Below are 24,989 nucleotides of genomic sequence, written 5' to 3' on the forward strand. Positions count from 1 at the left end.
AAATATAGATTGCACCACTACAGTTTTAAAATATTTCACCACATCATTACTACATCACAAAGTATAAAATACCGGATTCAGGTACTACATTGGTACTACATTGCTACATCATAAGAATTTTGTCTAACTTCATGTTTACTATCAGGTAAAATGATGAAACTACTGCTTTTTTTATTTTCCCTGCCTTTACAGGCCCTTTGCCAAAATACTATTGGCCTACCAGATATTATTAATTATTCCAAACCGTTGTATAAAGCAGGCCTGCAAAACTGGGATATTAAACAGGATAAGAACGGGATTGTTTACTTTGCAAATAATGAAGGTTTGCTGAGTTTTGATGGCAAGTACTGGAATAATTATCCGTTACCAAATAAAACCATTGTACGCTCTGTTGAAATTGGCCCTGACAATCGCATATATGCCGGCGGGCAGGATGAGATCGGGTATTTTTCCCCTGCCGGTAACGGGCGTTTACAATATCATACCCTGATTGACCGGATACCTGTTAAAGACAGGTCGTTTGGAGATGTATGGGATATTGTATCATTCAATGGCAATACCTTTTTCCGGTCCCCCACCAAAATCTTCAAATTTACTGACCGCACTGCCGTGGTATACCATGCTGCCAATGAGTGGGCTTTTTTAGGTATTTGCAGTGGCAATTTATATGCACAGGATTATAAAACAGGTATTTTAAGATTTGAAAATGAGGTTTGGATGCCGGTTCCCGGCAAAAATACTTTACCGGTCAATGATGCCGTTACCGGCATGTTGCCTGTAAATCCCGGCAACGCAATCATTACTACATTAAAAAACGGGTTATACAGCCTTTCAAACAACGGAATCTCTGAACTGGAATCGGTTAATAATACTGTTTTTAAAAATGAGCGTATTTATGCTGCCACTGCTGTAACCAGGGATTGGATGGCATTGGCTACAAACAATAAGGGTGTTTATATTACTGATTTTAAGGGAAACATAATTCAAAGTTTTTCAAGAACGGAGGGCCTGCAGAACAATAATGTCCTCAGTATTTTTTCTGACAGTCAGCGTAACTTATGGCTGGGCCTGGATAATGGCATTGATTTAATTACCTACAACAGTTCCATCAAACAGATCAAACCTTTATTGCAGGACGGATCTGGTTATACTGCCAGTTTGCATGATAACCGGTTATTTTTAGGCACCTCAAATGGCTTATTCAGTGTACCCATGCAACCCATAGCGGATATGAGTTTCAGCAAGGGCAGTTTTACAGCTGTAACCAATACAAAAGGGCAAACCTGGGGACTTGCAAAAATCAATAACCAACTGTTGCTCGGTCATCACGAAGGTGCATTTGTAATCAGGAATAACGATGCCATACCTGTTTCTCCGAATAAAGGGTTCTGGAATTTTGTGCCGCTTTCCAATACCTTTCCGTCGGGCCGTATTGTTGCCGGGGGGTATACCGGGTTAACCATCTTTGATTACGTTAATGGCCAATTCATACAATCCAGAGTAATTCCGGGTTTCAGTGAATCTTCCCGGTTTGTTGAACTTGATAAGGACAGTAATATCTGGGTATCGCACCCCTATCACGGTGTTTTTAAAATAGTCCAAAATGCAGATGACAGTTACAGTACGTTTGCTTATTCAAATACAAAAGGGCTCCCCTCTTTATTAAACAACCATATTTACAGCATCAAAAACGAATTGGTGGTTGCAACTGAAAAAGGTGTTTATGTTTACAATAAAGTAAAAGACAGTTTTGAACCTTCTGAATTTTATCATAAACTGCTGGGCGATCAAAGCATCCGTTACCTGAAAGAAGACAACAACGGCAATACCTGGTTTATTCATGAAAAATCTTTGGGTGTAATTGATTTTTCAAAAAAAGAACCTGTAGTCATACAACTTCCCGAATTGAATAACAAGATGCTGAGTGGTTTTGAGTTCATTTATGCCGCAAATCAAAACAACATTTTTTTGGGAGGTGAAAAAGGATTTTATCATATTAACTATGAAAAATACAAACAGACTTTGCCAAAGCTAAGGGTACAGATACGGGCCTTGAGTATAATAAATAAAACCGACAGCCTTTTATTTGGCGGATATTACGATAAGGAAAACCAAATTCAGGATCCGGAAGATGTACCCGCAATCAATTACCGCTGGAAAACATTGCGTATTGAATATTCCTCCTCACTTTTTGGTTACCAGGCCAATCTTGAATACAGTTACCGGCTTAAAGGATATGACAACAACTGGAGCGAATGGACAAACAGGACAGAAAAAGAATACACCAATCTGCCACCCGGAAAATTTACATTTGAGGTAAAAGTCAGGAACAACCTGGGTTCAGAATCTGCTACAACTGAATATACCTTTAATATATTGCCGCCCTGGTATAAAACCAACTGGGCAAAAGCCATGTACCTGATCCTTTTGGCTACCGGACTGTTTTTTTTATACAGGTTGGAGCAGATAAGATTCAGATCGCAGCAGGTAAAATACGAAGAAGAACAGAAAAAGCTCAGGTACATCCATGATCTTGAATTGGCTAAATCTGAAAGTGAACTGGTAGCATTACGGAATGAAAAACTGGAAGCTGAGATCAATTATAAAAATTCTGAGCTGGCTTCTTCAGCTATGCACCTGGTTAAAAAAGGCGAACTGGTCTCTAAAATGAAGACCGAACTGGCCCATGTCATGAAAGGTATCAGCAATCCCGATGCAGAGGCCGAACTTAAGAAAATAATCAGGACCATCAGCGAAGACGACAATATGGACAAGGAGTGGGAAAATTTCGCCCTTCACTTTGATAAAGTACATAGTGATTTTATCAGCGCATTAAAAGAAAAACATACTGGCATAACCAACAACGAGATCAAACTCTGCGCTTACCTAAGAATGAATTTATCCACCAAAGAGATCGCACAGCTGATGAATATCTCAGTCAGGGGTGTTGAAGTAAGCCGTTACAGGTTACGAAAAAAAATTGAACTGCCTAAAGAGATCAGTTTATTTGATTATTTACTTACGATCCAGACAAATAAGATACAGGATCAATAATAACATAAAACCCAATATCTCTATTGGGTTTTATGTTCAACATATTTATCAGCGCTTAGCTTTCCGTTGCCTCTGCAGCTTCCCCGGTCGTTTCATTTCCCGGGGTTGCTTCACCGGTAATGTCGCCGTTCTCTTCGTCCTCTTCATCCAGCTGGGTAATGGCAGCAATCTCATCGCCTTCATCCACCCGTATCAGCTTCACCCCCTGGGTAGCCCTGCCCTGTTCGCTGATCTGGTTCACCGGCATGCGGATGGTGATGCCACTTACGCAGGTTATCATCAGGTCTTCTTTTTCGGTCACGTCGAGCAGGCCAACCAATGCACCGGTCTTATCGGTAACATTGATGGTCTTTACGCCCTTGCCGCCCCGGTTGGTGATGCGGTATTCTTCTACCGGGGTACGTTTGCCAAATCCTTTTTCACTTACCACCAAAATGGTACGGGTCCTGTCTTCCCGGTTCACACATGCCAGGCCAACCACTTCGTCCTTTTCATCCTCCACTTCAATACCGGCAACGCCCTGGCCGCCACGGCCCGTGCTGCGTACCTTTTCTTCGGGGAAACGGATGGCACGGCCGCTCTTCACCGCCATCATGATCTCGCAATTGCCATCGGTGAGTTTGGCTGCCAGTAACTGGTCGCCGTCTAAGATATTGATGGCATTGATACCGGTTTGCCTTGGCCGGCTGAAATCCTCCAGGTCGGTCTTCTTGATCATTCCCTTCTTGGTGCAAAGGATGATGTAATGGCTGTTCACAAAATCCTTGTCCTCAAAATTCTTCACGTCAATGATGGCCCTTACTTTATCGTCGGGCGGTATCTGGACCAGGTTCTGGATGGCCCTTCCCTTGCTGGTCTTGTCGCCTTCGGGGATCTGGTATACCGGCAGCCAGAAGCATCTTCCTTTTTCGGTAAAGAATAAAAGCGTGTGATGCGTGGATGCCACAAACAGGTGTTCGATATAATCTTCCTGCCGGGTGCTGCTGCCCCGGGCGCCACGTCCGCCCCTGCGCTGCTGGCGGTATTCGGTGGCCGAAGTACGCTTGATATAACCCAGGTGGGAAATGGTGACCACCACATCTTCTTCTTCGATGAGGTCGATCATCTTTATCTCATCATCCAGGTAGGTTATCTCGGTACGGCGTTCGTCACCGAATTTATTTTTGATCTCGGTAAGTTCTGCCTTGATGATGCCGAAACGCATGGCTTCATTGGCCAGTATCTCTTTCAGGTGTTCGATCAGTTTCATTATTTCGGCGTGTTCTTCCCGGATCTTCTCGATCTCCATGCCGGTAAGGCGCTGCAAACGCAGTTCCAGTACCGCCTTGTCCTGTATCTCACTCATGCCGAAGTTGCTCATCAGTCCTTCCTGTGCAATATTTGGTGTGGCTGAATTGCGGATCAGTTTGATCACTTCATCCAGGTTATTCAGTGCGATTATATACCCTTCTAAAATGTGTGCCCGCTCTTCGGCCTTACGCAGATCATATTTTGTCCGCCGTATCACCACTTCATGCCTGAAATCAACGAATTCCTTGATCAGGTCCTTCAGGTTGAGTGTGTATGGCCTTCCCCGTACAATGGCCACATTATTTATACCGTATGATGTCTGTAGCTCGGTGTGTTTGTACAACTGGTTTATCACCACCTGTGCCACCGCATCCCTTTTCAGGTCAACCACGATACGGGTGCCTTCCTTGCTGTTGCTTTCATCATTTACGTTGGAGATCCCTTCTACGATCTTTTCGGATGTTATCTCGCCGATCCGTGCAGCCAGGTTATCAATATTCACCTGGTATGGTACTTCATAAATGACCAGTTTTTCCCTTCCATGGGCGCCGGTCTCAATATTCACTTTACCACGAAGCACCAACCTTCCCCTCCCGGTATGCATGGCGGCCCGAACGCCCTCAAAGCCATAGATGATCCCGCCTGTCGGGAAATCAGGCCCTTTAACGTGTTTTATCAGGTCCTCAATGGTTATATTATTATCATCCACAAAGGCAATGCAGGCATCTATCACTTCTGAAAGATTATGCGGCATCATATTGGTGGCCATCCCTACAGCAATGCCGCTGCTTCCGTTCACCAGCAGTTGCGGTACCCTGGTTGGCAGTACGGTAGGCTCCTTCAGGCTGTCATCAAAGTTTAACTGGAAATCCACGGTTTCTTTATCAATATCTTCCACCATGGCTTCGGCCAGTTTCTGCATGCGTATCTCGGTATAACGCATGGCAGCCGGCGGATCCCCGCCCTGGCTTCCGAAGTTACCCTGCCCATCAACCAGTTTGTAACGCATGTTCCATTCCTGTGCCATCCGAACAATGGTGTCGTAAATGGCAGAATCGCCATGCGGATGGTAACGTCCCATCACATCACCCACGATACGGGCACTTTTCTTATAGGCCTTGTTGCTGTTATTGCCCATTTCATTCATGCCGTACAGTACCCGGCGATGTACCGGTTTTAAGCCGTCCCGTACATCGGGTAATGCCCTTCCCACGATCACACTCATGGAGTAATCGATGTAAGAGGTCTTCATTTGTTCCTCGATATTAACCGGTATGATCTTGCCCCGGTTATTGAGATTGCCGGTATTTTCCGGCAGGTTTTCTTCGTTTAAATTCCCGTTGTTTTCCATATATTTTTATAGGCTGCGAAGATACCGAAAATAGCCCGTTTTTGAACTTAAAAAAGGGCGTTTTTGGGGTATATTTTCGCACATATTCCGGGCTGTTGTGGATAGAAACACGGATGACGCAGATGCAACGGATTTTACACAGATCTTATCCGTTTTTATCCGCCAGGATCCATGTCATCAGCGTTTCTATTGCCATTTCATTTAACTTGCAAAAAACTTTTGTACTTGAAAACGATCGTCCTCATCGGCGCCGGGAAATCGGCCACTGTTTTAATAGATTACCTGGTTGCGGAAGCCCGGATCAACGACTGGAAATTCATTGTGGCAGATTCCAACCGGGAACAGGTACTTTCCAAAACAAACAACTCCCCTTTTGCCGAAGCCGTGCAACTGGATGTTACCAATGAAGCACAGCGGACTGAACTGATACAAAAGGCGCATGTGGTCATTTCCATGATGCCCCCTGCCCTGCACTTTTTAATTGCCAAAGATTGTGTGGAATACCGGAAGCACCTGCTCACTGCTTCTTATTTAGATGATAAAATGAAAAGTCTGCAGGATGAGGTCAACGAGCGGAAATTATTGTTCCTCTGTGAAATGGGACTGGACCCCGGCATCGACCACATGAGCGCCATGAGGATCATTGACGGGATAAAAGCAAAAGGGGGCAGCATCACTTCGTTTAAAAGTCACTGCGGCGGACTGGTGGCGCCGGAAAGTGATGACAATCCCTGGCATTATAAAATAACCTGGAACCCCAGGAATATTGTGATGGCCGGACAATCAGGCGCAGTGTATAAACTGAACAACGAAACAAAGACGGTGAAATATGCCGACCTGTTTGATGTATCCAACAAAATTGTTTTTGACGGGCTGGAAAACCTGGCCTTCTACCCTAACCGGGATTCATTAAGTTATATACCTACCTATAAATTACCGGATGCGGCTACGTTCATGCGTACCACCCTAAGGCATGTTGATTTTTTTAGGGGATGGAATGCCATTGTGCATGCGGGACTGACAAATGAAACAGAAAACATCCAACCAACTGGTCTGACCTTTGCCAAATGGTCTGCCCCTGTTTTACCTTTTGTGAATGATGAGAATAAGGCCATGCTGCAATTCCTGGGATTATTTGAAGATGCATTGGTTCCGGCCACAGCCAAAAATTCTGCCGACATCCTGCAATTCCTGGCAGAAACAAAACTGAAGATGCTGCCCGCCGACAAGGACATGATCGTTATGCTGCATGAATTTGAATATGTGCTGGAGGGAAAGAATAAAAGTTTAAAAAGCTGCCTGGTTGTAAAAGGGGAAGATAGTTTGCGGACAGCAATGGCTAAAACGGTTGGCCTGCCATTGGGCATTGCAGCTAAATTGATCCTGAACGGGTTGATCCGGTCAAAAGGATTACACATACCTACTTCAAAGGAGATCTATGATCCGGTATTGCAGGAACTGGAATTAGCAGGTATAAAGTTTACAGAAACTGCCGGGTAAGATCTCATTGATGAAATATTCCTTTCTCTGCATCCAGGGTGAAATTGTCACGATTGGCAATGATAAGTTTACGATACTCATTCACTTTGATCCAGTGCAGTATCCAGCAGACAACAAAGCCAAGATTTGCCAGTACGCCCAGTAAAGGAATGAAGGAACAAAGCCTCAGGATATTCTTGGTCATGCCGATCCCCTGGCTGGGTTTTGACTCTGTGACAGGGATATTGAGCCGGTAACACTCCAGTGCAAAGGATTCTGCAATTTTATTTACCACAAAGAACATCCAGATAAAATTAAACAATGGGATCAGTGAAAGCCATACCTGCCCGGGAGGCATTTGCCTGTTCTCTTCACTGACCGCCTCCAGCGCTTTTTGCAGGCTGATAAAATAAAAGATGGTGGGTATTAAAAATAAAACTACCAGCAAAAAAGTTATCAGTGCAGAACCGGAATTTCCCTCTACAGAATATCCAAAAGTTTCGAACATATTGTTTAATTAGCCAGCAAAGGAATGTAAAATTATCTGACCGGTAAAATCCTTCTTAGTTCTTTCACTCCTTCTGTTGCAGGCATTTCGATCAGTGTACAATCAGCATAGCGCTCTTTTTCGGGTATTTTTTTATCGATGATGAATTTTGGCTGGCTGGCTGTTGTGTAATACAGGAGTGATGCGGCAGGATATACCTGCAGCGATGTTCCTACCACCACGAAATAGTCGCAGTCCCGGACAATGGAAGCTGCTTTTTCCATCATGGGAACGGCTTCTCCAAACCAGACAATATGGGGCCTGAGCTGGTAGCCATCCGAGGCGGTATCTCCCAGCATGATGTCGCCACGTATCCCGTACAGTTCATGCTCATCAGCGATGCTCCTCATTTTAAAGATCTCGCCATGCAGGTGTATGACCCTGGAAGAGCCGGCCCGTTCATGCAGGTCATCAATGTTTTGGGTGATGATGGTCACATCAAAATCATTTTCCAGTTCTGCCAGCCCGGTATGGGCAGCGTTTGGAGATGCTGCCGCCACGTCTTTTCTCCGTGCATTATAAAAATCGAGCACCAGTTGCGGGTTCCTGGTCCAGCCTTGTGGAGATGCCACTTCATATACATCATATCCCATCCATAATCCGTCGCTGTCACGAAAGGTCTTTAACCCGCTTTCGGCACTGATGCCGGCGCCGGAAAGGACAACAATGTGCTTTTTGTTATTCATCATCAATAATAAGGGGTAACAAAAATAAAGAAGGTCAGACAGGGAATGCAGGCCGTGCAATTATTCTTTACAGGCCCTGTTCTCCTTTAAAATAATGCGGATGCAATTGCGGAGCAGTTTGATGGACGGACGGAAGTTGTTTATGCCATTTGAAGGATCTCTGCTGTAAAAGCAGACCTTTTTTTATTTTCCGTTCCCTCTTCAATAAGAATGCGTTCAAAACGGGCAGCGCTCCATACATTATCCAGCGCCACCATCCGTACGGCCTCAAAACCGTGGTCGGAAACGAAATCCCAGTTCTTATCCCTGGAAAGGTCGCTGGCGATCTTGGAAGTAGGTTTTGGATAAGCGATCCAGAATTTGGCATCTTCCTGCAAAACGGGCACTACGTCTTTTAAGATATCAACCAGTTGGCGCTGGCTGACTGCAAAAACAAGGGCAAAATCAATTTTACGCTTTGAAAGCAGGGGTGTTACATTTTTTGAAAAAGACAATTTAATGAATTGCTTCTCTACGGAAGATGGTAAACCCTGGATCAGGAGGTTCTTTTCATCCTTTAATTGCAATTTTTCCAGTAACGATTGTGAAGACATATGCAGTTGCAGTTAATGATTAAAAAAACATATCAAAATTCTCTCAAAAATAAACATGCCCTTTTGGGGCAGCTTGCAGCAGATGGGTTAATGAAGGGCAAAGATAAACATTCTGTTCGTGAGATAAAAGTTTTGGGCAAAAAAAACTCCCTGAAACAGGGAGTTTTAAAGGATTTCAGGGCTTTTATTTGCCCACGGGCTTATAATAGCTGAGTGCTTCGTTCATATATTCCTGCAATTTGGCAATACGGTTCTCATCGGAAGGATGGGTAGACAAGAACTCCGGTGGTTTTCCGCTGCCGGCTGCTGCTCCCATCCTTTGCCAGAAAGGAACGGCTTCCCTTGGATTATACCCGGCCATGGCGGCAAAATTCAACCCGAAATGATCGGCCTCGTACTCCTGGTTACGGGAGTTGGGCAATAATACCGCCACCTGTGCCGTGGGAGAAAACACATTATTGAAGATGCTGTTTGCTTTCTGGTTCCCGGATGTAAATATATTTCCGGCTATTTCCAGGCCCTGTGCCAGTGCAACCTGGCTTATCCGTTCATTGCCATGATGGGCAACAGCATGTGTTATCTCATGCCCCATTACAACAGCCAGCGCTGCTTCATTCTGTGTTATGTTCAAAAGTCCCGTGTAAACAACTACTTTGCCCCCGGGCATGCACCATGCATTCACTTCTTTTGATTCTACTAAATTGAATTCCCATTTGTAGCCGTTCAGTTCGCTGGCCAGTCCTTTTTGTGTATAGTAATCCGTAATAGCTTTTGATATCCGCATTCCTACCCTGCTTACCATTTCCGCATCTTTATTTACGGTTCCGCTCAATACCTTGTTCTGCGAAAGGAATGACCGGTATTCAGTGACTGCCTGTTGCTGCAGTGTTTCTTCCGGAAATAATTTTAACTGCTTTCGCCCGGTAACCGTGTTCGTGCTGCAGGCTATGAACATGGATAATCCAACGAATAATAAAAGAAACTTTTTCATTTTGTCAGGGGTTTTTGTGATACACATGATCAATTGCTGTACCAATATAAAAAAATGTACCTTATAAAAGTATAAAATCAGGGAAACAAAAAAGATGAGCCTGGTCACCGGTGATCTTGAACCCGGTCAGTTGTGATCTATTGATCCTGGCGGCGGCGGGATTTTCTTCGGTCGCGGTGCTTGAGGATCGGAATGCGGCTTTCCACACCACGTAAAATGCGGCCTATATTTTTCTGGTGGGTAAATAAGACCAGCACGGCCACCAGCAGTGCAAATATCCGGTAGAGTACTTCATGCTCATTCCATATCCACAATACACAGATCGGCAGCGCTATGGCTGCTAAAATTGAACTCAATGAAACATAACGGGTAAGATAAAGAACCAGCAGGAAAACACCCGTGCAGCTTATCGCAATAACGGGTTGTACAGCCAGGATCATTCCAAACAGTGTAGCAACACCTTTACCACCCCTGAAACCGGCAAACACCGGGAATATGTGACCGGCCACTGCAGCCAGGCCCAGGCCGATCATAAAATTGGTGCGTTCCAATTCATTCTGCATGTAAAAAGGGATGAACGTATATAATCCAACAGCAACCATCCCCTTAAGAATGTCGATTGCCATAACCAGGGTCCCATACCTGGAACCCAATACCCGGAATGTGTTGGTGGCGCCCATGTTGCCGCTGCCGTAATCCCGGATATCTACACCAAAAAATCGTTTGCTGACAATTAAAGCGGTAGGGATAGAGCCAATCAGGTATGCAAGAATAATAAGAAGCAGTTCTTTCATTCGTTTCCTTAGCTTGAGTTGAGAACACAAAAATAATGATAAATTAACTGCGGATAGCTGTTTATTTACCTTATGGCCTCATTTTATGTGAATAACCGTCTTATTACAATGATGTACATAGTATTAGATATGAAATTTAATATCAACCCATTTTAAGTTTCAGGCATATCCAGTCGCCTTTTTGCCTGGTATTGATATGACCGAGATTGAAAACGGAAACCAATTGCAACAGGTCCGGTGCATCCTGCTTTAAGAAACCGCTTAATACTATTTCAGAGCCTTTTTTTGCTGCTTTCACAATGATGGGAAGATTATCTACGATCACATTCAGGTTGATGTTTGCAAGAATGATATCGTAAACCTTTCCGTCTTCCAGCCTGTTGGCTTTTGAAATGTGTATGGCAGCACAATTGTTGGCAGCAATATTTTCTTTGGCATTCTCTATGCTCCAGTCATCGTTATCAATGGCATCAACAGAGACCGCCCCCATTTTTTCTGCAAGTATGGCAAGCACTGCTGTACCTGTGCCAAAATCTACTACCGATCTGTTTGCCAGGTCCATGTCCGCCATTTGTCCGATCATCAACCAGGTGCTGGCATGATGGCCGGTGCCGAAACTCATCTTTGGGGTGATGATGATCTCGTGCCTGACATGATGCACGGGTGGGTGAAACCCCGCCCGGATGGCAGCAAAATCATTGATGATGATCGGCTCAAAACTCCCCTCCCACTCCGCATTCCAGTTTTGCTCTTTAACAGAGGATACTTCATATTCAACAGCAACTGTCTTCAAAACGGCTTCCAGGTCCTGCCGGTCAAAGATTTCGGAATCAATAAAAGCTTTCAGGTCATTACCCGTTTCCTCAAAACCGGTATACCCTGTATTGCTGAGCATGGCGATCAGTATTTCTGCCTGCTCAGCACCGGTATTTTTAAAATGTACCTGCACAAACTCTTTAGGCTTCATCAATAAACGGGTTTATATACACCCTAAAAAAAGAACCGGCAGTTTTGCTGGTACTGCCGGTTAGTGTATGATCTAAAAAATTATGCTTTCCCTTCCTGTGGCCTTGGTTGTGCCTCCGGCTTTGGGATCAACGCCTTCCTGCTCAATTTGAACTTGCCTGTCTTCTGGTCGATGTCCAGTAATTTAACCTTCACTTTGTCTCCTTCCTTAAAAATACCATCCATGCTTTCAAGGCGCTTCCAGCTTATTTCACTGATGTGCAGGAGGCCTTCTTTTTTAGGCAGGAACTCAACAAAAGCACCAAATTCTTTAATGCTCTTCACGGTTCCTTCATAGGTATCACCTACAACAGGTACCGCTACCAGTCCGTTCACCCATGCAAGCGCTTTATCTAGCCCTTCTTTCTCCTTGGAGAAAATGCTTACTTCACCATGGTTATCCACTTCTTCAATGTTGATGGTAGTTCCGGTCTCCCGCTGAATTTCCTGGATCACTTTACCACCTGGCCCGATCACTGCGCCAATGTATTCTTTGTCAATGATGATCTTGACCATCCGGGGTGCATGCGGTTTAACATCCGCCCTTGCAGCAGGGGTACATGCATACATGGCATCTAAGATATGCATCCGGCCTTTCTTTGCCTGTGCCAAAGCCTGGCGCATTACATCCATACTTAAACCATCTACCTTGATGTCCATCTGAACACCACAGATACCTTCCCGTGTGCCGGTAACTTTAAAGTCCATATCACCCAGGTGGTCTTCGTCACCTAATATATCGGTCAATATAGCGAAGTCATTGTCTTTTTTGATCAAACCCATTGCCACACCACTTACGTGTTTTGCCAGGGGAACACCGGCATCCATCAGGGCAAGTGAACCGGCACAAACAGTAGCCATGGAAGAGGATCCATTGCTTTCCAGTATATCGCTCACCACCCTTACCGTGTAAGGATACTCATTGCCCGGCATCATTTGTTTCAATGAACGCATGGCCAGGTTACCATGACCCACTTCCCTGCGGCCTACCCCTCTCATCATCTTAACCTCACCGGTTGAGAATGGGGGGAAATTATAGTGAAGTATAAACTTGGTGTAATCTGATTTGTGTGCGCTTTCAACCAGTAACTCATCTAAAGGAGTTCCTAAGGTAACGGTTGTAAGTGACTGTGTTTCACCTCTTGTAAACAAAGCGGAACCATGCGGAGTTGGTAAAATATCCGTTTCCATTGCCAGTTGCCGGATGTCTTCCGTACCCCTTCCGTCAAGGCGCTTTCTTTCATGCAGGATCATATCCCTTACCACATAGTATTGCAGTTCGCCAAAGTAATGGCCGATCAGGGCCTTATCTTCATCGGGAAGTTCTTCACCCAAAAAGGTCTTCACTTCGTCTTTCAATGCATCAAAAGCCGCAGAACGCTCGTGCTTGGCTGATGCAGCAGCTGAAATAGCATGCATTTTATCTTTTGCAAAAGCTGTGATCTTCTGGTTCAGTTCTTCGTTGCGGTAAGGTTTGGTATATTCTCTTTTAGAAGTAACGCCAACCAGGGCCCTTAATTCTTCCTGTGCCTTAACCTGTATGCGGATGGCGTCATGGGCTGTTTCAAGTGCAATCACCAGGTCTTCTTCCTGGCATTCTTTACCCTCACCTTCCACCATCATGATGTTTTTGCTGGTAGCGGCTATGATGAATTCAAAATCGGAAACCGCCAGTTGCGAACGGGTTGGGTTTATGATCACTTCGCCGTTTACGCGGCCGATCCGTACTTCTGAAATGATCTCCTGCACGGGTATGTCGGAAACAGCCAATGCTGCAGATGCAGCCAGACAAGCCAATGAATCCGGCATCACTTCATCATCCGAGGAAATGAGCGAAACCAATACCTGTACATCACATAAATAATCTTCGGGGAACAGCGGCCTTAATGCCCGGTCGATAAGCCTGCTGGTCAATATCTCGTAATCATTCAGCCTTGCTTCCCGTTTAAAGAATGAGCCGGGGATTCGGCCTGCAGAACCAAATTTCTCCTGGTAATCAACTGACAAAGGGAAGAAATTCTGGCCATCCTTGGGTTCCTTATTGGCCACAACGGTTGCCAGCAAAATGCAATTCCCCTGGCGAACGGTAACGGAGCCATCAGCCTGGCGGGCCATTTTACCGGTTTCGATGGTAACCATACGGCCGCCACCTATATCAAATGTTACTGATTGAGGTTTTAAAAATGACATATAAATTTTTGTAGTTTATGTTTTACTTCAGGCTGCTGCGACTCACATACGGAGGAATGAACAGGCAAAAGCAAATCTTGTTTAAAAAGAAGAATTCCCAACCGGGTAATCGTAGTTGGGAATCATTCGTATTACATAGTTGGAATAGTTTATTTACGCAGACCTAATTTCTCGATCAAAGCCCTGTACCCGGTCAGGTCGTGCTTGCTGAGGTAAGTAAGTAAACGCTTGCGCTGGCCTACCATTTTCATCAAACCCCGTTGAGAAGAGAAATCCTTTTTGTTGGATCTCAGGTGCTCAGAGATCTGGTTGATCCGTTCTGTCAGGAGTGCGATCTGGCCTTCGATGGAGCCGGTATTGGTTGCTTTTGCACCAAATTGCGTGAAAATGTCCGCTTTTTTTTCAATTGTTAAATAAGGCATCTTTGTTTTTTTAATAACGTCTTTGTTATGTTTCTTTTTTATCGGACGCAAAAGTACGTAGAAATATTGGTTTTTAGGCGGTTGATTAAGGATTTTTTTTGAATATTGCCAAGGCAAAGGCAGTATGCTGCGTTAAAGGATTTCCGGGGTGATCCCGGGGGCGAAGATATGGAATTTGACAGGTCCCGGGAGCCAAGGCCCGCCCCTTTTGGCAGCATATAAAAGGGCACGCCATCCCAAACCGAGCGATTTGAAAAAGATAGTATTTACTGTTACCAACGACCTCAACTACGACCAGCGCATGATACGTATCTGTACCAGCCTGGCCAATGCAGGCTATTCGGTTACACTTACCGGGGTTAAAAAGGCCACGTCCCCGCCACTCAGCCGGGAAAAATATGATCAAAAGCGGTTGAATTGTTTTTTTAAATCCGGGCCCGGCTTTTATGCCGAATACAATACCCGGCTGTTCTTTTACCTGCTTTTCCGGAAAGCCGATATCATCTGCTGCATAGACCTCGACAGCATGCTGCCTGTTTGGCTGGTTTGTAAGCTCCGGAACAAAAAAGCGGTTTACGATGCCCATGAATACTTTTCACAACAAAAAGAGATACTGACCAGGCCGCGGGTTTACCGGGTATGGAAATGGATTGAAAGAACATTTGTACCGAAGTTCAAAAACGGATACACCGTGAGCCAGGGCATTGCAGAAGAATTTAAAGAACGCTATGCAGTAAATTATGATGTGATACGAAATGTTCCGGTATTAAGACCTTTTTTGCCCGGAATGCAGGAGAAACCCGGAACCATACTCTACCAGGGAGCTGTGAACGAGGCCCGTGGCCTTGAATTCCTGGTTCCTGCCATGAAGCTGGTTGATGCCCGGCTGGAAATTTACGGCGATGGGAATTTTATGGATCAGACAAAAAAACTGATCGTTGAAAACAATCTGCAGGATAAAGTGTTTCTTAAAGGGAAACTGCTCCCGGGAGAACTGGACAGTATCACCCGGCAGGCATGCATAGGCATAAACCTGGTGGAAAACACCGGGCTGAATCAATATTATTCATTGGCCAATAAATTCTTTGACTACATACACAATGCATTACCCCAGGTAACGATGAATTACCCCGAATACAAAAAGATAAATGAGGAATTTGAAGTGGCCATCCTGGTAAACGACCTGGACGTGGGAACCATTGCAGGTGCCATCAACAGGCTTCTGAACGATGAACCGCTCCGCCGGCAACTGAAACAAAACTGTTTAAAGGCCCGGGAACTCATCAACTGGCAGAATGAAGAAAAAAAGCTAACCGGTTTTTACAACAAATTAAATTGACAGACAAACAACTTCACATAGTAACCCACGATGTTCCCTGGCCCGCTGATTACGGTGGAGTGGTTGACCTTTTTTATAAACTGAAAGCCCTGCACGCACAGGGGGTGAACATACACCTGCACTGCTTTACACAGGGAAGGCCGCCGCAGGAGGAATTGAATAAATACTGTGCCAGTGTGCACTATTACCAGCGGGATAAAAGCTGGAAGCGTTTCTCTTTCCGGTTGCCCTTCATTGTAACCAGCCGGAAAGACGGATCACTTATCGCTAATCTAAAAAAAGATAACCACCCGGTTCTGCTTGAAGGCATTCATTGCACCTATTACCTGCACAACGGGCAGCTCGGCAACCGGAAGATCATCGTTCGGCTTCACAATGCAGAATTTGAGTATTACAAGCAACTGGCGAAGCATGAGACCAGCCTGTTCAAAAAGACCTATTTCCTTTTTGAAAGCACGCTCTTAAAGAAATACGAAAAGGCCCTTGCGCAGAAGGCAACATTCCTGGCTGTAAGCAGGCAGGATGTGGAACTTTATCAAAGTGTTTTGGGAGCACAGCACATTCATCATCTCCCTGTATTCTTACCCCATACCCTGGCGGTAGGCAAAGAGGGCAAAGGTTGTTTTTGCCTTTACCATGGCAATCTTTCAATAAACGAGAATGAAGAAGCTGCTGTATGGCTTATCAAAAATGTGTTCAGCAGGTCATCCGTGCCTTTTGTGATCGCAGGCAAATCGCCCTCCCAACGGTTACAGCAACTGGCGCACAGCAACCAGAATACCTGCCTGGTGGCAAACCCTTCCGAAAAAGAAATGCAGGACATCATCTGCAAGGCACACGTGCATGTATTGCCTTCCCTGAACAATACGGGCATCAAGTTAAAATTACTGAATGCATTATTCAACGGAAGGTATTGCCTGGTGAATAAGGCCGCGGTCAACGGATCAGGCCTTGAACCCTATTGCCGGATAGCTGAGACCGAAGAAGGTTTTCAGCAAGCCATAAAGGAACTTTACGAAACCCCCTTTACCGAAGAGGAAGCGCAGCGGCGGCAGGGTCTTTTACAAACCGGTTTCAATACGGAAAAAAATGCCCGGGAGCTTATGACATTTCTATGGTAGCATTATCCCAAACCTTTCCCATCTCTGTTTTAATGGTCCGTGCCGGGAATTTTTTAATGACCAGGTAATCGTGTGTTGCCATGATGATGGTGGTATTGTAGTCGCGGCAGATATGAAACAGCAACTGCATGATCTCATCACTTGTTTCGGGGTCAAGGTTACCTGTTGGCTCATCAGCCAGTATAAGCCGGGGAGAATTCAATAATGCCCGGGCAATATCCATACGCTGTTGTTCACCACCACTCAGCTCAAAGGGCATTTTAAACCCTTTGGTCTTAAGCCCTACCTTTTCCAGTACATCCGCGATCTTTTCATCCATTAATTTTTCATCCTTCCAGCCGGTGGCCTTCAGCACAAACTTCATATTCTCGTTCACATTCCGGTCGGTGAGCAATTGAAAATCCTGGAACACAACACCCAGGTTCCTCCGGAGGAAAGGTACGGTCTTCCAGGTAAGCTCCCGCAGGTTATGCCCCGCAACCCAGCCCTCTCCTTCTGTCATCTGAAGATCGCCATACATGGTCTTTAACAAACTGCTTTTGCCCGTTCCGGTCTTGCCCACCAGGTAAACAAACTCACCCTTATCAACAGAAATGTTCACATCGCTTAATATCAGGCTGTTGCTCTGGTAAATATTCACATGTTTTAATTCAACGATCGATTGAGACATAAATGGTTTTGCGTTTAGCGTTCCTGGGTTAAGCCATCCGTGCAAATTTACCTTTTACCACCCCAGCCGCAAGAATTAATTTCTTCACCATATGTTAAAAAATGTGAACAACTAAAAAAATAGTTGCATAACTAAACTATTAGTTTTATGTTTACATCAGAGTTAACTAAACAGCATAAATATGAAGACACTGACCAAGGCCGAAGAACAGATCATGCAGGTGATATGGAAGCTTGACAAAGCGTTCCTGCGGGAGATCATAGACGAATTAGCGGCACCCAAACCCCACAACAATACCGTGGCAACCATCCTGAAAATACTAGTTGACAAGGAATTTGTTGGCATCAATGTATTTGGAAGAACACACCAGTACTATCCGCTGGTAAGTAAAGATGCATACAGCAAGACAACTATGAAGAGCCTGGTAAAAGGATATTTTGAAGGTTCGTTCAGCAATGCCGTTTCCTTCATGGTGAAGGAGAATAACCTGAGCATTGATGACCTGGAACTGCTATTAAAGCAATTGAAAAAACGTTGACCGTTGCTGGCTGGCCGTTGACCGTCTACCGGAGGCCAACTGCTTTCTGATCGAACAACGGTCAACGAATAAAAAATATTGGTGTAATTAAATTCCATTATTATGCTCCCCTACTCCTGGTATTTGCTGAAAGTGATCATCTGCTCAGGCATTTTGTTCGGGTATTACTGGCTCTTCCTGCGCAATAAGATATTTCACCGCTACAACCGGTTCTATCTTATTTCGGCCATACTGCTTTCCCTGCTGCTGCCGCTGGCCAAAATAGATTTCTGGCAACCGGACAGGCCGCAAAGCCAGGTGATAAAAGTTTTACAGGCTGTTTCAGCCGGGGATGAATACATGAACAATATCGCACTGGCCGCCAACACAAACAACTGGAACATGCAGGATCTGTATTCGGTTATTTACGGGCTGATCAGTGTGTTTTTCTTAGGGGTGCTTTTGCGCACCTTGCTGATCATCCGTTCGCTGTTAAAAAAATACCCGGTACAGATGGTTGAACAGGTGTCGTTTGTGAATACGGATGACAACAGCACGCCTTTCTCATTCCTGAAATACATTTTCTGGAACAGCGGTATCGACCTGGATACCACAACCGGCAGGCAGATATTCAAACACGAACTGGCGCATATCCGGGAAAAGCACACCTATGACAAACTGCTGGTCAATATCCTGCTCGTCTTTTGCTGGTGCAACCCGTTCTTTTGGCTTTACCGCAAAGAACTGAACATGATACATGAATTCATTGCCGACCAGCGGGCCGTGGAAGACAGCGATACCACTGCCTTTGCAACCATGATACTGCAGGCTGCTTACCCGAAGCACCGGTTTGAACTGACCAACAACTTTTTCTACTCACCTATTAAACGCAGGTTACTTATGCTCAAGAAAAACAACGATCCCCGGGTCAATTATTTTGCCCGCATAATGGCATTGCCTCTCCTGGCAGTGGTATTTGCTGCTTTCGCATTCAAACCCAAAAAAACGGATGATAAACAATATGATTTCCCTTCCTATGTTATAACCGACACGGTCCCCCTTAAATCCAACCTCCTCCCTTCCGATCCCGCCATCGTTCCTTCGGGAAACGCTTCGGTAATGGAAGAAAAAGCCGACCCGGAAAAAGCATTATTGGTTGTGAATGGAAATATGATCGGCAAAGGAAAAGCCAAAGACGGGTTGCTTAACCAGTTATATGCACAGACGATCACCGTGAAGTGGCTGAAAAGATCAGAAGCCATTGCAAAATACGGCGCCGATGGCGCAGATGGGGCCTGTGAGATCAGTTATACCGATGGGGTAACCATTTCAACTTTTATAGATGCGCTGGACAATTCAAGTGTGTTTTATATGGGGATGCGTAACCCGTTAACTGTAACCGCCCAAAATGTACAACCCGAAGACCTGGTGGTCAGCATCTCTGAAGGAAAAATATTCGGTATCAACGGTGAATACATGGTAACGGTCACCCACGAGGGAGAAGTTACTTTAACCCTTTCAAAAAGGGATGGTACAAAACTACCCGGTCCATATACCGTTAAAGTAAAAAGATTGCCCGACCCAACTGACCCGGCTTTTCCATCAGCACTCAGGGAAAAGGTAAGATACGATAGCAGCCTGTCAGCAAAAATGAACCAGGAGCTATTGGATCAGCAACAAGGCCTGGCCAAACCTGGCTATGCGGAAAAAGAATTAAATGCAAAAATAACCGATGTGGCAGTTGAAAAAACCCTCTATGAAAAGAAACTGAAAGAACTGGAAACACAAAACCTCAAATTAAAGCTCATCGAAGAACAAAAGCTAAAAACGAACACGGACCTCACCGAACGGGTTGTTATGGGAAAGAAGATGCAGGACAGCGAGATACAAAACCTGAAACTAAAACGCATACAGGAACAACAGATCAAAAACAAACAGGAATTCGAAGAGCAGCTGGTACTGTCGAAAGACAAATCGGATGCCTATCAGAAACAACTTGCTGAGGTAGAAGTACAGGGAAAACCCGGTAATGTCATTTTTGTAAAAACAGAACAGATCCCGTCGTTTCCCGGCGGCGTGGAAGCATGGAAGAAATACCTGGTCCAGCATGTGCGGTCCACCACACCGGTTGATGAAGGCTGGAAAGCCGGCAAATATACGGTAGTGGTACGTTTCATTGTGCATGCAGATGGAAAAGTTTCGGATGTTACCACGGAAAATTATAAAGGCACCCTTACGGCCATGCATTGCATTGAGATCATTCGGAATGGCCCCCGGTGGTTACCCGCAATACAAAACGGGAAGAAAGTAAATGCGTATCACAAACAACCCATCACTTTTGTAATAGCAGACAAATAAAGTAAAGCCAGGAAACATTGCAGTTCCGGAGATGACATTCGTTGAAGGATGTCATCTCTTTTATGATGCGTAGCGGATATCTTCATTCTTTAACCGGATCAACAGTTCCTTCACTGCACTTTCCTCCACCCTGCCGATAACCTGTGCATCTATTCCAAACCGGTTCGCCGCATCGATCATGACCGAAGCATCAGCTGCATCACAATAAATTTCCAGCCGGCAACCCATGTTAAACACTTCATACATCTCTTTATTATTGCTGCCGCTGTTCTGCTGAATGATATTGAATATCTCCGGCGGCTCAAAGAGGTTGTCTTTTATGACCCGGAAATTGCCCGGCAGGTATTTCATGCACTTTGTCTGCCCGCCGCCGCTGCAATGAATGAGGCCGTGTATTTTATCGAAATGCTCTTCGAGCAATGGCTTTAGTACGGGAGCATAGGTTCTTGTTGGTGAGAGGATGAGTTGGCCGATGGAAAGATCCCGGATCCCGGATCCCGGATCAGACAGTTTGCTCTTACCGATGTAAATAACATCATCCGCCAGCTTGTTATCGTAACTCTCTTTAAAATTCTCCGCATAAAATTTACTGAGCACATCATGGCGGGCGCTGGTAAGTCCATTGCTGCCAATGCCGCTGTTGTAAGCAGTTTCATAGGTTGACCGGCCATAACTGGCTAACCCCACAATTACATCCCCGGCTTTGATCTTATCAATGCTGATGATCTTATCTTTTGGCCAGCGGCAGGTCATGGTGCCGTTTACCGCAACCGTTCGTACCACATCGCCTACATCGGCAGTTTCCCCGCCGAGGTAATGAATATGAACAGCAAAACTTTTCAAGCGGTCGAATAATTCCTGCGTACCATTTATGACCTGTTCCAGCACTTCCCGGGAATAAGGTTCTTATTCCGGTCGATGGTTGAATTGAAAACGATGTTATCGTATATGCCCACGCAAAGCAGGTCATCCAGGTTCATCACAACCGCATCCTGGGCAATGCCTTTCCAGACCGATATATCGCCGGTTTCTTTCCAGTATAAATAAGCCAGTATGCTTTTGGTACCGGCCCCGTCGGCATGCATGATGTTCACGAAAGCATCATCGCCACCCAGGTAATCGGGATAAATCTTGCAAAAGGCATTGGGGAACAGTCCCTGGTCGAGGTTCTTAACAGCAGCATGTACTTCTTCTTTCTGGGCAGATACACCCCGCTTTGTATATAAAGACATTAAGAATTAAAAATTAAGAATTAAGAATTAATCTGCCGCAAATTACAAAGCAATTATCCATTATCCATTATAAAATTATCAAGTAGATTTGCACCCTGCCTGCCGTCAGGCAGGTTCCTACATTATGCAGATACACCGTGATATAAACAGGCTACCGGAATTCAGGAATGCCGTCATTACCATTGGAACCTTCGACGGGGTTCATCTTGGTCACCACCAGATCATCGGCAGTTTAAAGCAGGAGGCAGTGAAAGCCGGCGGCGAATCTGTCATCATCACCTTCCATCCGCATCCCCGCAAAGTGGTTTCGTCGGTGATCACCGGCGTACGGCTCATCAATACCCTGCCCGAACGGATCGAATTGCTGGAAAAGACCGGCATTGATCACCTGGTCATTGTTCCCTTCACCGAATTTTTTGCCAACCAGACGGCGGAGGAATACATCCGTGATTTTTTAGTGGAGAAGTTCAGGCCGCATACCATCATCATCGGCTACGATCACCGGTTTGGCAAGGAACGCAGCGGCGATTATAAGCTGATGGAAGAAAAAGCAGCCACGTATCATTACCGGCTCAAAGAGATCTCAGAACATATCCTCAATACCATAAAAGTAAGCAGTACAAACATCCGCAATGCCATTTTGCACAGCCGGGTGGAGGAAGCGAATATCTTACTCGGGTATATTTTCTTTTTTGAAGGCGAAGTGGTGCATGGCGATAAAGTAGGCAGGGAACTGGGTTACCCCACCGCCAATTTAAGGAACACCGATGAGGAAAAAATTGTAATGGGCGACGGGATCTATGCGGTGTATGCCGATGTGGAAGGAAGGTCGTACAAGGGCATGATGAGTATCGGTTTCCGCCCGACCGTCAATGGGAGAACGAGGGTCACCGAAGTAAACCTGTTTGATTTCAATAAAGAGATATACGGAAAAACCATCCGGGTGTATGTAAAAAAGTATTTGCGGGCTGAAGTGAAATTCAATGACCTGGGGGAATTAAAGGAACAACTGCATAAAGACAAAGAAGAAAGTCTGAAGTGGCTATAAACGATCATTACAATATGGATTCAGTCCGCCTGAAGCGTGCCGACCCTGTTTTAAGCGATCATCTTCACCACCATCTCTTTCATCAGGGCAGCATCGGGAGTTCCTGCATTACCTACTCCTACGCCTTTTAAGTTGTATTGATGAAGCAGTAATAATATCCGTTCAATACCGTCGTACCCGTAGTTATGGATGGTTTCCATGGCATTCTTCACCGCCACACTGTTGAAATAGAAATGCGGTTTCAGGGCTGCTTCACTCCGGTCCTTCATTCCAAAAACCGTGTATACTTTGCTGAAACCGGCGTACAAAGCCGGCAATACCATCTGTATCGGCCCTGCCTTGGGATTGCCTTCAAAATACTGGATGATCTTAATGGCCCGGGCCAGGTCTTTTTTGGCGATGGCAGCCTGCAGTTCAAAAACATTGTACTCCTTGCTGATGCCGATGTATCTCTCAATATCATCTTCGGTGATCTCGTTTCGGCCCTTTAAATTCAAGGCCAGCTTTTCTATTTCATTGGAGATCCTGCCCAGGTCGTTCCCGATATGCTCATCCAGAAGACTGATGGCCCTGGAGGTTATCTTATATCCCCTGGCCTTTTACAAATTCCCCGATCCATTCCTGCAGTTTGTAATCCTTTATCTTTTCTGAGTTAAATATCTCTGCAGTTGACTTAAGTAATTTGTACAGTTTTGTCCGCTTGTCAAAGCTCTTGCCTTTATAACCCACCACGAAAATGGTGGACGCCAGCGGGCTTTCAAAATATCCCTCCAGTTTGTCGATATCTTTCATCTGCTGGGCTTCTTTCAGCAGCACTACCTGGTATTCGGCAAACATGGGATAACGCCTGCAGGCATTCAGTACCGAAGCCCAATCTGCATCCTTGCCGTAAAAAACCGTCAGGTTGAATCCTGCCTGCGCCTCATCCAGTATATGATGCTCCGCATGTTCCATCACCATATCGATGTAGTAATCCTCCTCCCCCTCCAGCCAGTACACCGGTTTGAAATTCTTTTTTTTCCAGTCGCTGATTATTTTTTCGGCACTCATGCCCCAAAGATATAAGTTACTAAGCAGCAGGTGGTTTTTGCTCCAAAAATGTTTTTAACACAGCAATAACTACCGGCTCTAATCCGTTCTAACCCGCTGCCTGTACCTTTGGTATGATTTTTAGAATAGTTCTGGCTTTTACAGCAATATCCTGGAAGCATTGCATTTTGATCCACAGGCAGAATCATTAATTTTGTACAAGAAAAACCTTAAGCATGGCTTTTGAAAATTTTCCCGGCACCGAAAAGCCAGTAGAAATGGCACCCCCTCCCACCAATAATAACTGGCGTAATTACCTTACTGCCGGATTGGTGGTTGCATTGCTGGGTACATGGGCCTATATCATCTGGGATAAGAACCAGACCAAGGAAAATATCCGGCAAAAGGAAACGGTCATAGCCACCACTACTTCGCAACGGGATCAGTTGCAGAAAGAACTGGAAGAAGCCACCATGCGGTATGACATGATCAAGACCAGCAGTGCAGACATGGCACACACCAAAGACAGCATCATCACCACCAAGGACCGGGAGATATCCCAAAAGCGCATAAAGATCCAGCAACTGCTTGCAAAAGTGAATGCCACCGAAGAAGAATTGGGCCAAGCAAGATCACTCATTTCATCCCTCAATTCAGACATCACCAGCTACCGCACAAAGATCGAGACCCTGGAAGGTGAAAAACTGGTTTTAACACAGGAAAAGAATTCCGTGATCCAGCAGCGTGATAAAGTGCAGAAGGATTTTGACTCCGCAAAAAGCATTATCCGGGAGAAAGATGAAGTGATCGATGTGGCTTCCACCCTGCATGCATCCAATTTCTCCATACTGGGCATTAATGAAAGAAGCAGCGGAAAGGAAAAAACGACCACCGTTGCAAAACGGGTTGATAAACTCCGCATCAGCTTCGACATTGACGAGAACCGCACCGCCACTTCAGGAACGAAATACATCTATGTTTGTGTATTTGCACCCGATGGCAAACCCGTTGCGGTAGAATCCCTTGGTTCCGGCAAATTCAATACACGGGATGGAAAGGAAAAGCCATACACACAGAAAATAGATGTTATCTACACACAGGGCCAGCGCCAGACATTAAGCATTGACCTGAAACAGGGTACCAGTTTTGCAACCGGTGATTACAGGATCGAAGTGTACAATAACGGATTTAAGATCGGCGAAGGCATCCGCAGTTTAAAGAAAGGCGGGATATTCAGCTGATGAAAAGATGATATGCAAAGAGGCATCCACCA

Annotated in this window: 19 protein-coding genes and 2 pseudogenes; 9 read left to right on the plus strand and 12 right to left on the minus strand. The window is 45.2% G+C overall.

The genetic code is table 11. The annotated features are described in order from the left end of the window. Positions 1-246 precede the first annotated feature (246 nt). Complete coding sequence (locus tag IPJ02_02100; GenBank protein MBK7374389.1) at positions 247-3,054, plus strand: transcriptional regulator; 2,808 nt, start codon at positions 247-249, stop codon at positions 3,052-3,054. A 55-nt stretch (positions 3,055-3,109) separates the two neighbouring features. On the opposite strand, the gene gyrA is transcribed toward IPJ02_02100, so the two are convergent. Then, a complete protein-coding gene (gene gyrA, locus IPJ02_02105) occupies positions 3,110-5,695 on the minus strand; it encodes a DNA gyrase subunit A (protein ID MBK7374390.1) in 2,586 nt (861 codons plus the stop codon). A gap of 225 nt (positions 5,696-5,920) precedes the next feature. On the opposite strand from gyrA, the gene IPJ02_02110 reads away from it, so the two are divergent. After that, positions 5,921-7,195 (plus strand): saccharopine dehydrogenase NADP-binding domain-containing protein, encoded by a 1,275-nt coding sequence (locus tag IPJ02_02110; GenBank protein MBK7374391.1) that lies wholly within the window; start codon positions 5,921-5,923, stop codon positions 7,193-7,195. 4 nt (positions 7,196-7,199) lie between these two features. Here the strand turns inward: IPJ02_02110 and IPJ02_02115 are convergent, their stop codons facing one another. From IPJ02_02115 to IPJ02_02125, 3 genes are all read right to left on the minus strand, one after another. Further along, positions 7,200-7,682: a hypothetical protein gene (locus IPJ02_02115; GenBank protein ID MBK7374392.1), complete on the minus strand. Its 483-nt coding sequence runs from the start codon at positions 7,680-7,682 to the stop codon at positions 7,200-7,202. A gap of 32 nt (positions 7,683-7,714) precedes the next feature. Beyond that, positions 7,715-8,407 carry an NAD-dependent deacylase gene (locus tag IPJ02_02120; protein MBK7374393.1) on the minus strand — a complete coding sequence of 231 codons (693 nt, stop codon included), beginning with the start codon at positions 8,405-8,407 and terminating at the stop codon, positions 7,715-7,717. Positions 8,408-8,547: 140 nt separating this feature from the next. After that, entirely contained in the window at positions 8,548-9,000 is a 453-nt protein-coding gene (locus tag IPJ02_02125) for a hypothetical protein (protein MBK7374394.1), read from the minus strand. Here IPJ02_02125 and IPJ02_02130 point away from each other — a divergent pair, their 5' ends adjacent. Then, positions 9,001-9,213 carry a hypothetical protein gene (locus IPJ02_02130; protein ID MBK7374395.1) on the plus strand — a complete coding sequence of 71 codons (213 nt, stop codon included), beginning with the start codon at positions 9,001-9,003 and terminating at the stop codon, positions 9,211-9,213. On the opposite strand, the gene IPJ02_02135 is transcribed toward IPJ02_02130, so the two are convergent. From IPJ02_02135 to rpsO, 5 genes are all read right to left on the minus strand, one after another. Next, on the minus strand, positions 9,185-9,991 hold the full coding sequence (locus IPJ02_02135) for a M48 family metallopeptidase (GenBank protein MBK7374396.1): 807 nt from the start codon (positions 9,989-9,991) through the stop codon (positions 9,185-9,187). The two genes, IPJ02_02130 and IPJ02_02135, sit on opposite strands and share 29 nt — an antisense overlap. Positions 9,992-10,128: 137 nt before the next feature. After that, the gene (plsY, locus tag IPJ02_02140) at positions 10,129-10,785 is read right to left on the minus strand and encodes a glycerol-3-phosphate 1-O-acyltransferase PlsY (GenBank protein ID MBK7374397.1); all 657 of its coding nucleotides are present in this window, start codon (positions 10,783-10,785) and stop codon (positions 10,129-10,131) included. Between the two features lie 142 nt (positions 10,786-10,927). Continuing rightward, positions 10,928-11,752, minus strand: coding sequence for a 50S ribosomal protein L11 methyltransferase (gene prmA, locus IPJ02_02145; GenBank protein MBK7374398.1), 825 nt, complete (start codon positions 11,750-11,752; stop codon positions 10,928-10,930). 80 nt (positions 11,753-11,832) lie between these two features. After that, on the minus strand, positions 11,833-13,980 hold the full coding sequence (locus tag IPJ02_02150; GenBank protein MBK7374399.1) for a polyribonucleotide nucleotidyltransferase: 2,148 nt from the start codon (positions 13,978-13,980) through the stop codon (positions 11,833-11,835). Positions 13,981-14,129: 149 nt separating this feature from the next. Then, positions 14,130-14,402 carry a 30S ribosomal protein S15 gene (gene rpsO, locus IPJ02_02155; GenBank protein MBK7374400.1) on the minus strand — a complete coding sequence of 91 codons (273 nt, stop codon included), beginning with the start codon at positions 14,400-14,402 and terminating at the stop codon, positions 14,130-14,132. A 301-nt stretch (positions 14,403-14,703) separates the two neighbouring features. Between rpsO and IPJ02_02160 the strand changes: the two genes are divergently transcribed. After that, a complete protein-coding gene (locus tag IPJ02_02160; GenBank protein ID MBK7374401.1) occupies positions 14,704-15,741 on the plus strand; it encodes a glycosyltransferase in 1,038 nt (345 codons plus the stop codon). Then, positions 15,738-16,862 (plus strand): glycosyltransferase, encoded by a 1,125-nt coding sequence (locus IPJ02_02165; GenBank protein ID MBK7374402.1) that lies wholly within the window; start codon positions 15,738-15,740, stop codon positions 16,860-16,862. The genes IPJ02_02160 and IPJ02_02165 overlap by 4 nt, the downstream gene beginning before the upstream one ends. Here the strand turns inward: IPJ02_02165 and IPJ02_02170 are convergent. Beyond that, complete coding sequence (locus IPJ02_02170) at positions 16,843-17,532, minus strand: ATP-binding cassette domain-containing protein (GenBank protein ID MBK7374403.1); 690 nt, start codon at positions 17,530-17,532, stop codon at positions 16,843-16,845. The two genes, IPJ02_02165 and IPJ02_02170, sit on opposite strands and share 20 nt — an antisense overlap. 181 nt (positions 17,533-17,713) lie before the next feature. Here IPJ02_02170 and IPJ02_02175 point away from each other — a divergent pair, with 181 nt between their 5' ends. Both IPJ02_02175 and IPJ02_02180 read left to right on the plus strand, forming a co-directional pair. Beyond that, on the plus strand, positions 17,714-18,070 hold the full coding sequence (locus IPJ02_02175; protein MBK7374404.1) for a BlaI/MecI/CopY family transcriptional regulator: 357 nt from the start codon (positions 17,714-17,716) through the stop codon (positions 18,068-18,070). Positions 18,071-18,172: 102 nt separating this feature from the next. Beyond that, positions 18,173-20,407, plus strand: a complete 2,235-nt coding sequence (locus IPJ02_02180; GenBank protein MBK7374405.1) for an energy transducer TonB — start codon at positions 18,173-18,175, stop codon at positions 20,405-20,407. Between the two features lie 60 nt (positions 20,408-20,467). Here IPJ02_02180 and IPJ02_02185 read toward each other — a convergent pair. After that, positions 20,468-21,639, minus strand: a pseudogene (locus IPJ02_02185) (phosphoribosylformylglycinamidine cyclo-ligase). A gap of 124 nt (positions 21,640-21,763) precedes the next feature. Here IPJ02_02185 and ribF point away from each other — a divergent pair. Then, positions 21,764-22,687 (plus strand): riboflavin biosynthesis protein RibF, encoded by a 924-nt coding sequence (ribF, locus tag IPJ02_02190; protein ID MBK7374406.1) that lies wholly within the window; start codon positions 21,764-21,766, stop codon positions 22,685-22,687. Positions 22,688-22,737: 50 nt separating this feature from the next. On the opposite strand, the pseudogene holA reads toward ribF, so the two are convergent. Beyond that, positions 22,738-23,737: pseudogene (gene holA / locus IPJ02_02195) on the minus strand (DNA polymerase III subunit delta). A 215-nt stretch (positions 23,738-23,952) separates the two neighbouring features. Between holA and IPJ02_02200 the strand changes: the two are divergent. Next, positions 23,953-24,957, plus strand: coding sequence for a hypothetical protein (locus IPJ02_02200; protein ID MBK7374407.1), 1,005 nt, complete (start codon positions 23,953-23,955; stop codon positions 24,955-24,957). Positions 24,958-24,989 lie beyond the last annotated feature (32 nt).

The organism is Chitinophagaceae bacterium (assembly GCA_016710165.1).
Taxonomy (GTDB): Bacteria; Bacteroidota; Bacteroidia; order Chitinophagales; family Chitinophagaceae; genus Ferruginibacter.

Coding starts and splice junctions, on each gene's coding strand:
- gyrA (MBK7374390.1), bottom strand. CDS start 5,695: ATGGAAAACAACGGGAATTTAAACGAAGAAAACCTGCCGGAAAATACC.
- IPJ02_02115 (MBK7374392.1), bottom strand. CDS start 7,682: ATGTTCGAAACTTTTGGATATTCTGTAGAGGGAAATTCCGGTTCTGCA.
- IPJ02_02120 (MBK7374393.1), bottom strand. CDS start 8,407: ATGAATAACAAAAAGCACATTGTTGTCCTTTCCGGCGCCGGCATCAGT.
- IPJ02_02125 (MBK7374394.1), bottom strand. CDS start 9,000: ATGTCTTCACAATCGTTACTGGAAAAATTGCAATTAAAGGATGAAAAG.
- IPJ02_02130 (MBK7374395.1), top strand. CDS start 9,001: ATGCAGTTGCAGTTAATGATTAAAAAAACATATCAAAATTCTCTCAAA.
- IPJ02_02135 (MBK7374396.1), bottom strand. CDS start 9,991: ATGAAAAAGTTTCTTTTATTATTCGTTGGATTATCCATGTTCATAGCC.
- plsY (MBK7374397.1), bottom strand. CDS start 10,785: ATGAAAGAACTGCTTCTTATTATTCTTGCATACCTGATTGGCTCTATC.
- prmA (MBK7374398.1), bottom strand. CDS start 11,752: ATGAAGCCTAAAGAGTTTGTGCAGGTACATTTTAAAAATACCGGTGCT.
- IPJ02_02150 (MBK7374399.1), bottom strand. CDS start 13,980: ATGTCATTTTTAAAACCTCAATCAGTAACATTTGATATAGGTGGCGGC.
- rpsO (MBK7374400.1), bottom strand. CDS start 14,402: ATGCCTTATTTAACAATTGAAAAAAAAGCGGACATTTTCACGCAATTT.
- IPJ02_02160 (MBK7374401.1), top strand. CDS start 14,704: ATGATACGTATCTGTACCAGCCTGGCCAATGCAGGCTATTCGGTTACA.
- IPJ02_02170 (MBK7374403.1), bottom strand. CDS start 17,532: ATGTCTCAATCGATCGTTGAATTAAAACATGTGAATATTTACCAGAGC.
- IPJ02_02175 (MBK7374404.1), top strand. CDS start 17,714: ATGAAGACACTGACCAAGGCCGAAGAACAGATCATGCAGGTGATATGG.
- IPJ02_02180 (MBK7374405.1), top strand. CDS start 18,173: ATGCTCCCCTACTCCTGGTATTTGCTGAAAGTGATCATCTGCTCAGGC.
- ribF (MBK7374406.1), top strand. CDS start 21,764: ATGCAGATACACCGTGATATAAACAGGCTACCGGAATTCAGGAATGCC.
- IPJ02_02200 (MBK7374407.1), top strand. CDS start 23,953: ATGGCTTTTGAAAATTTTCCCGGCACCGAAAAGCCAGTAGAAATGGCA.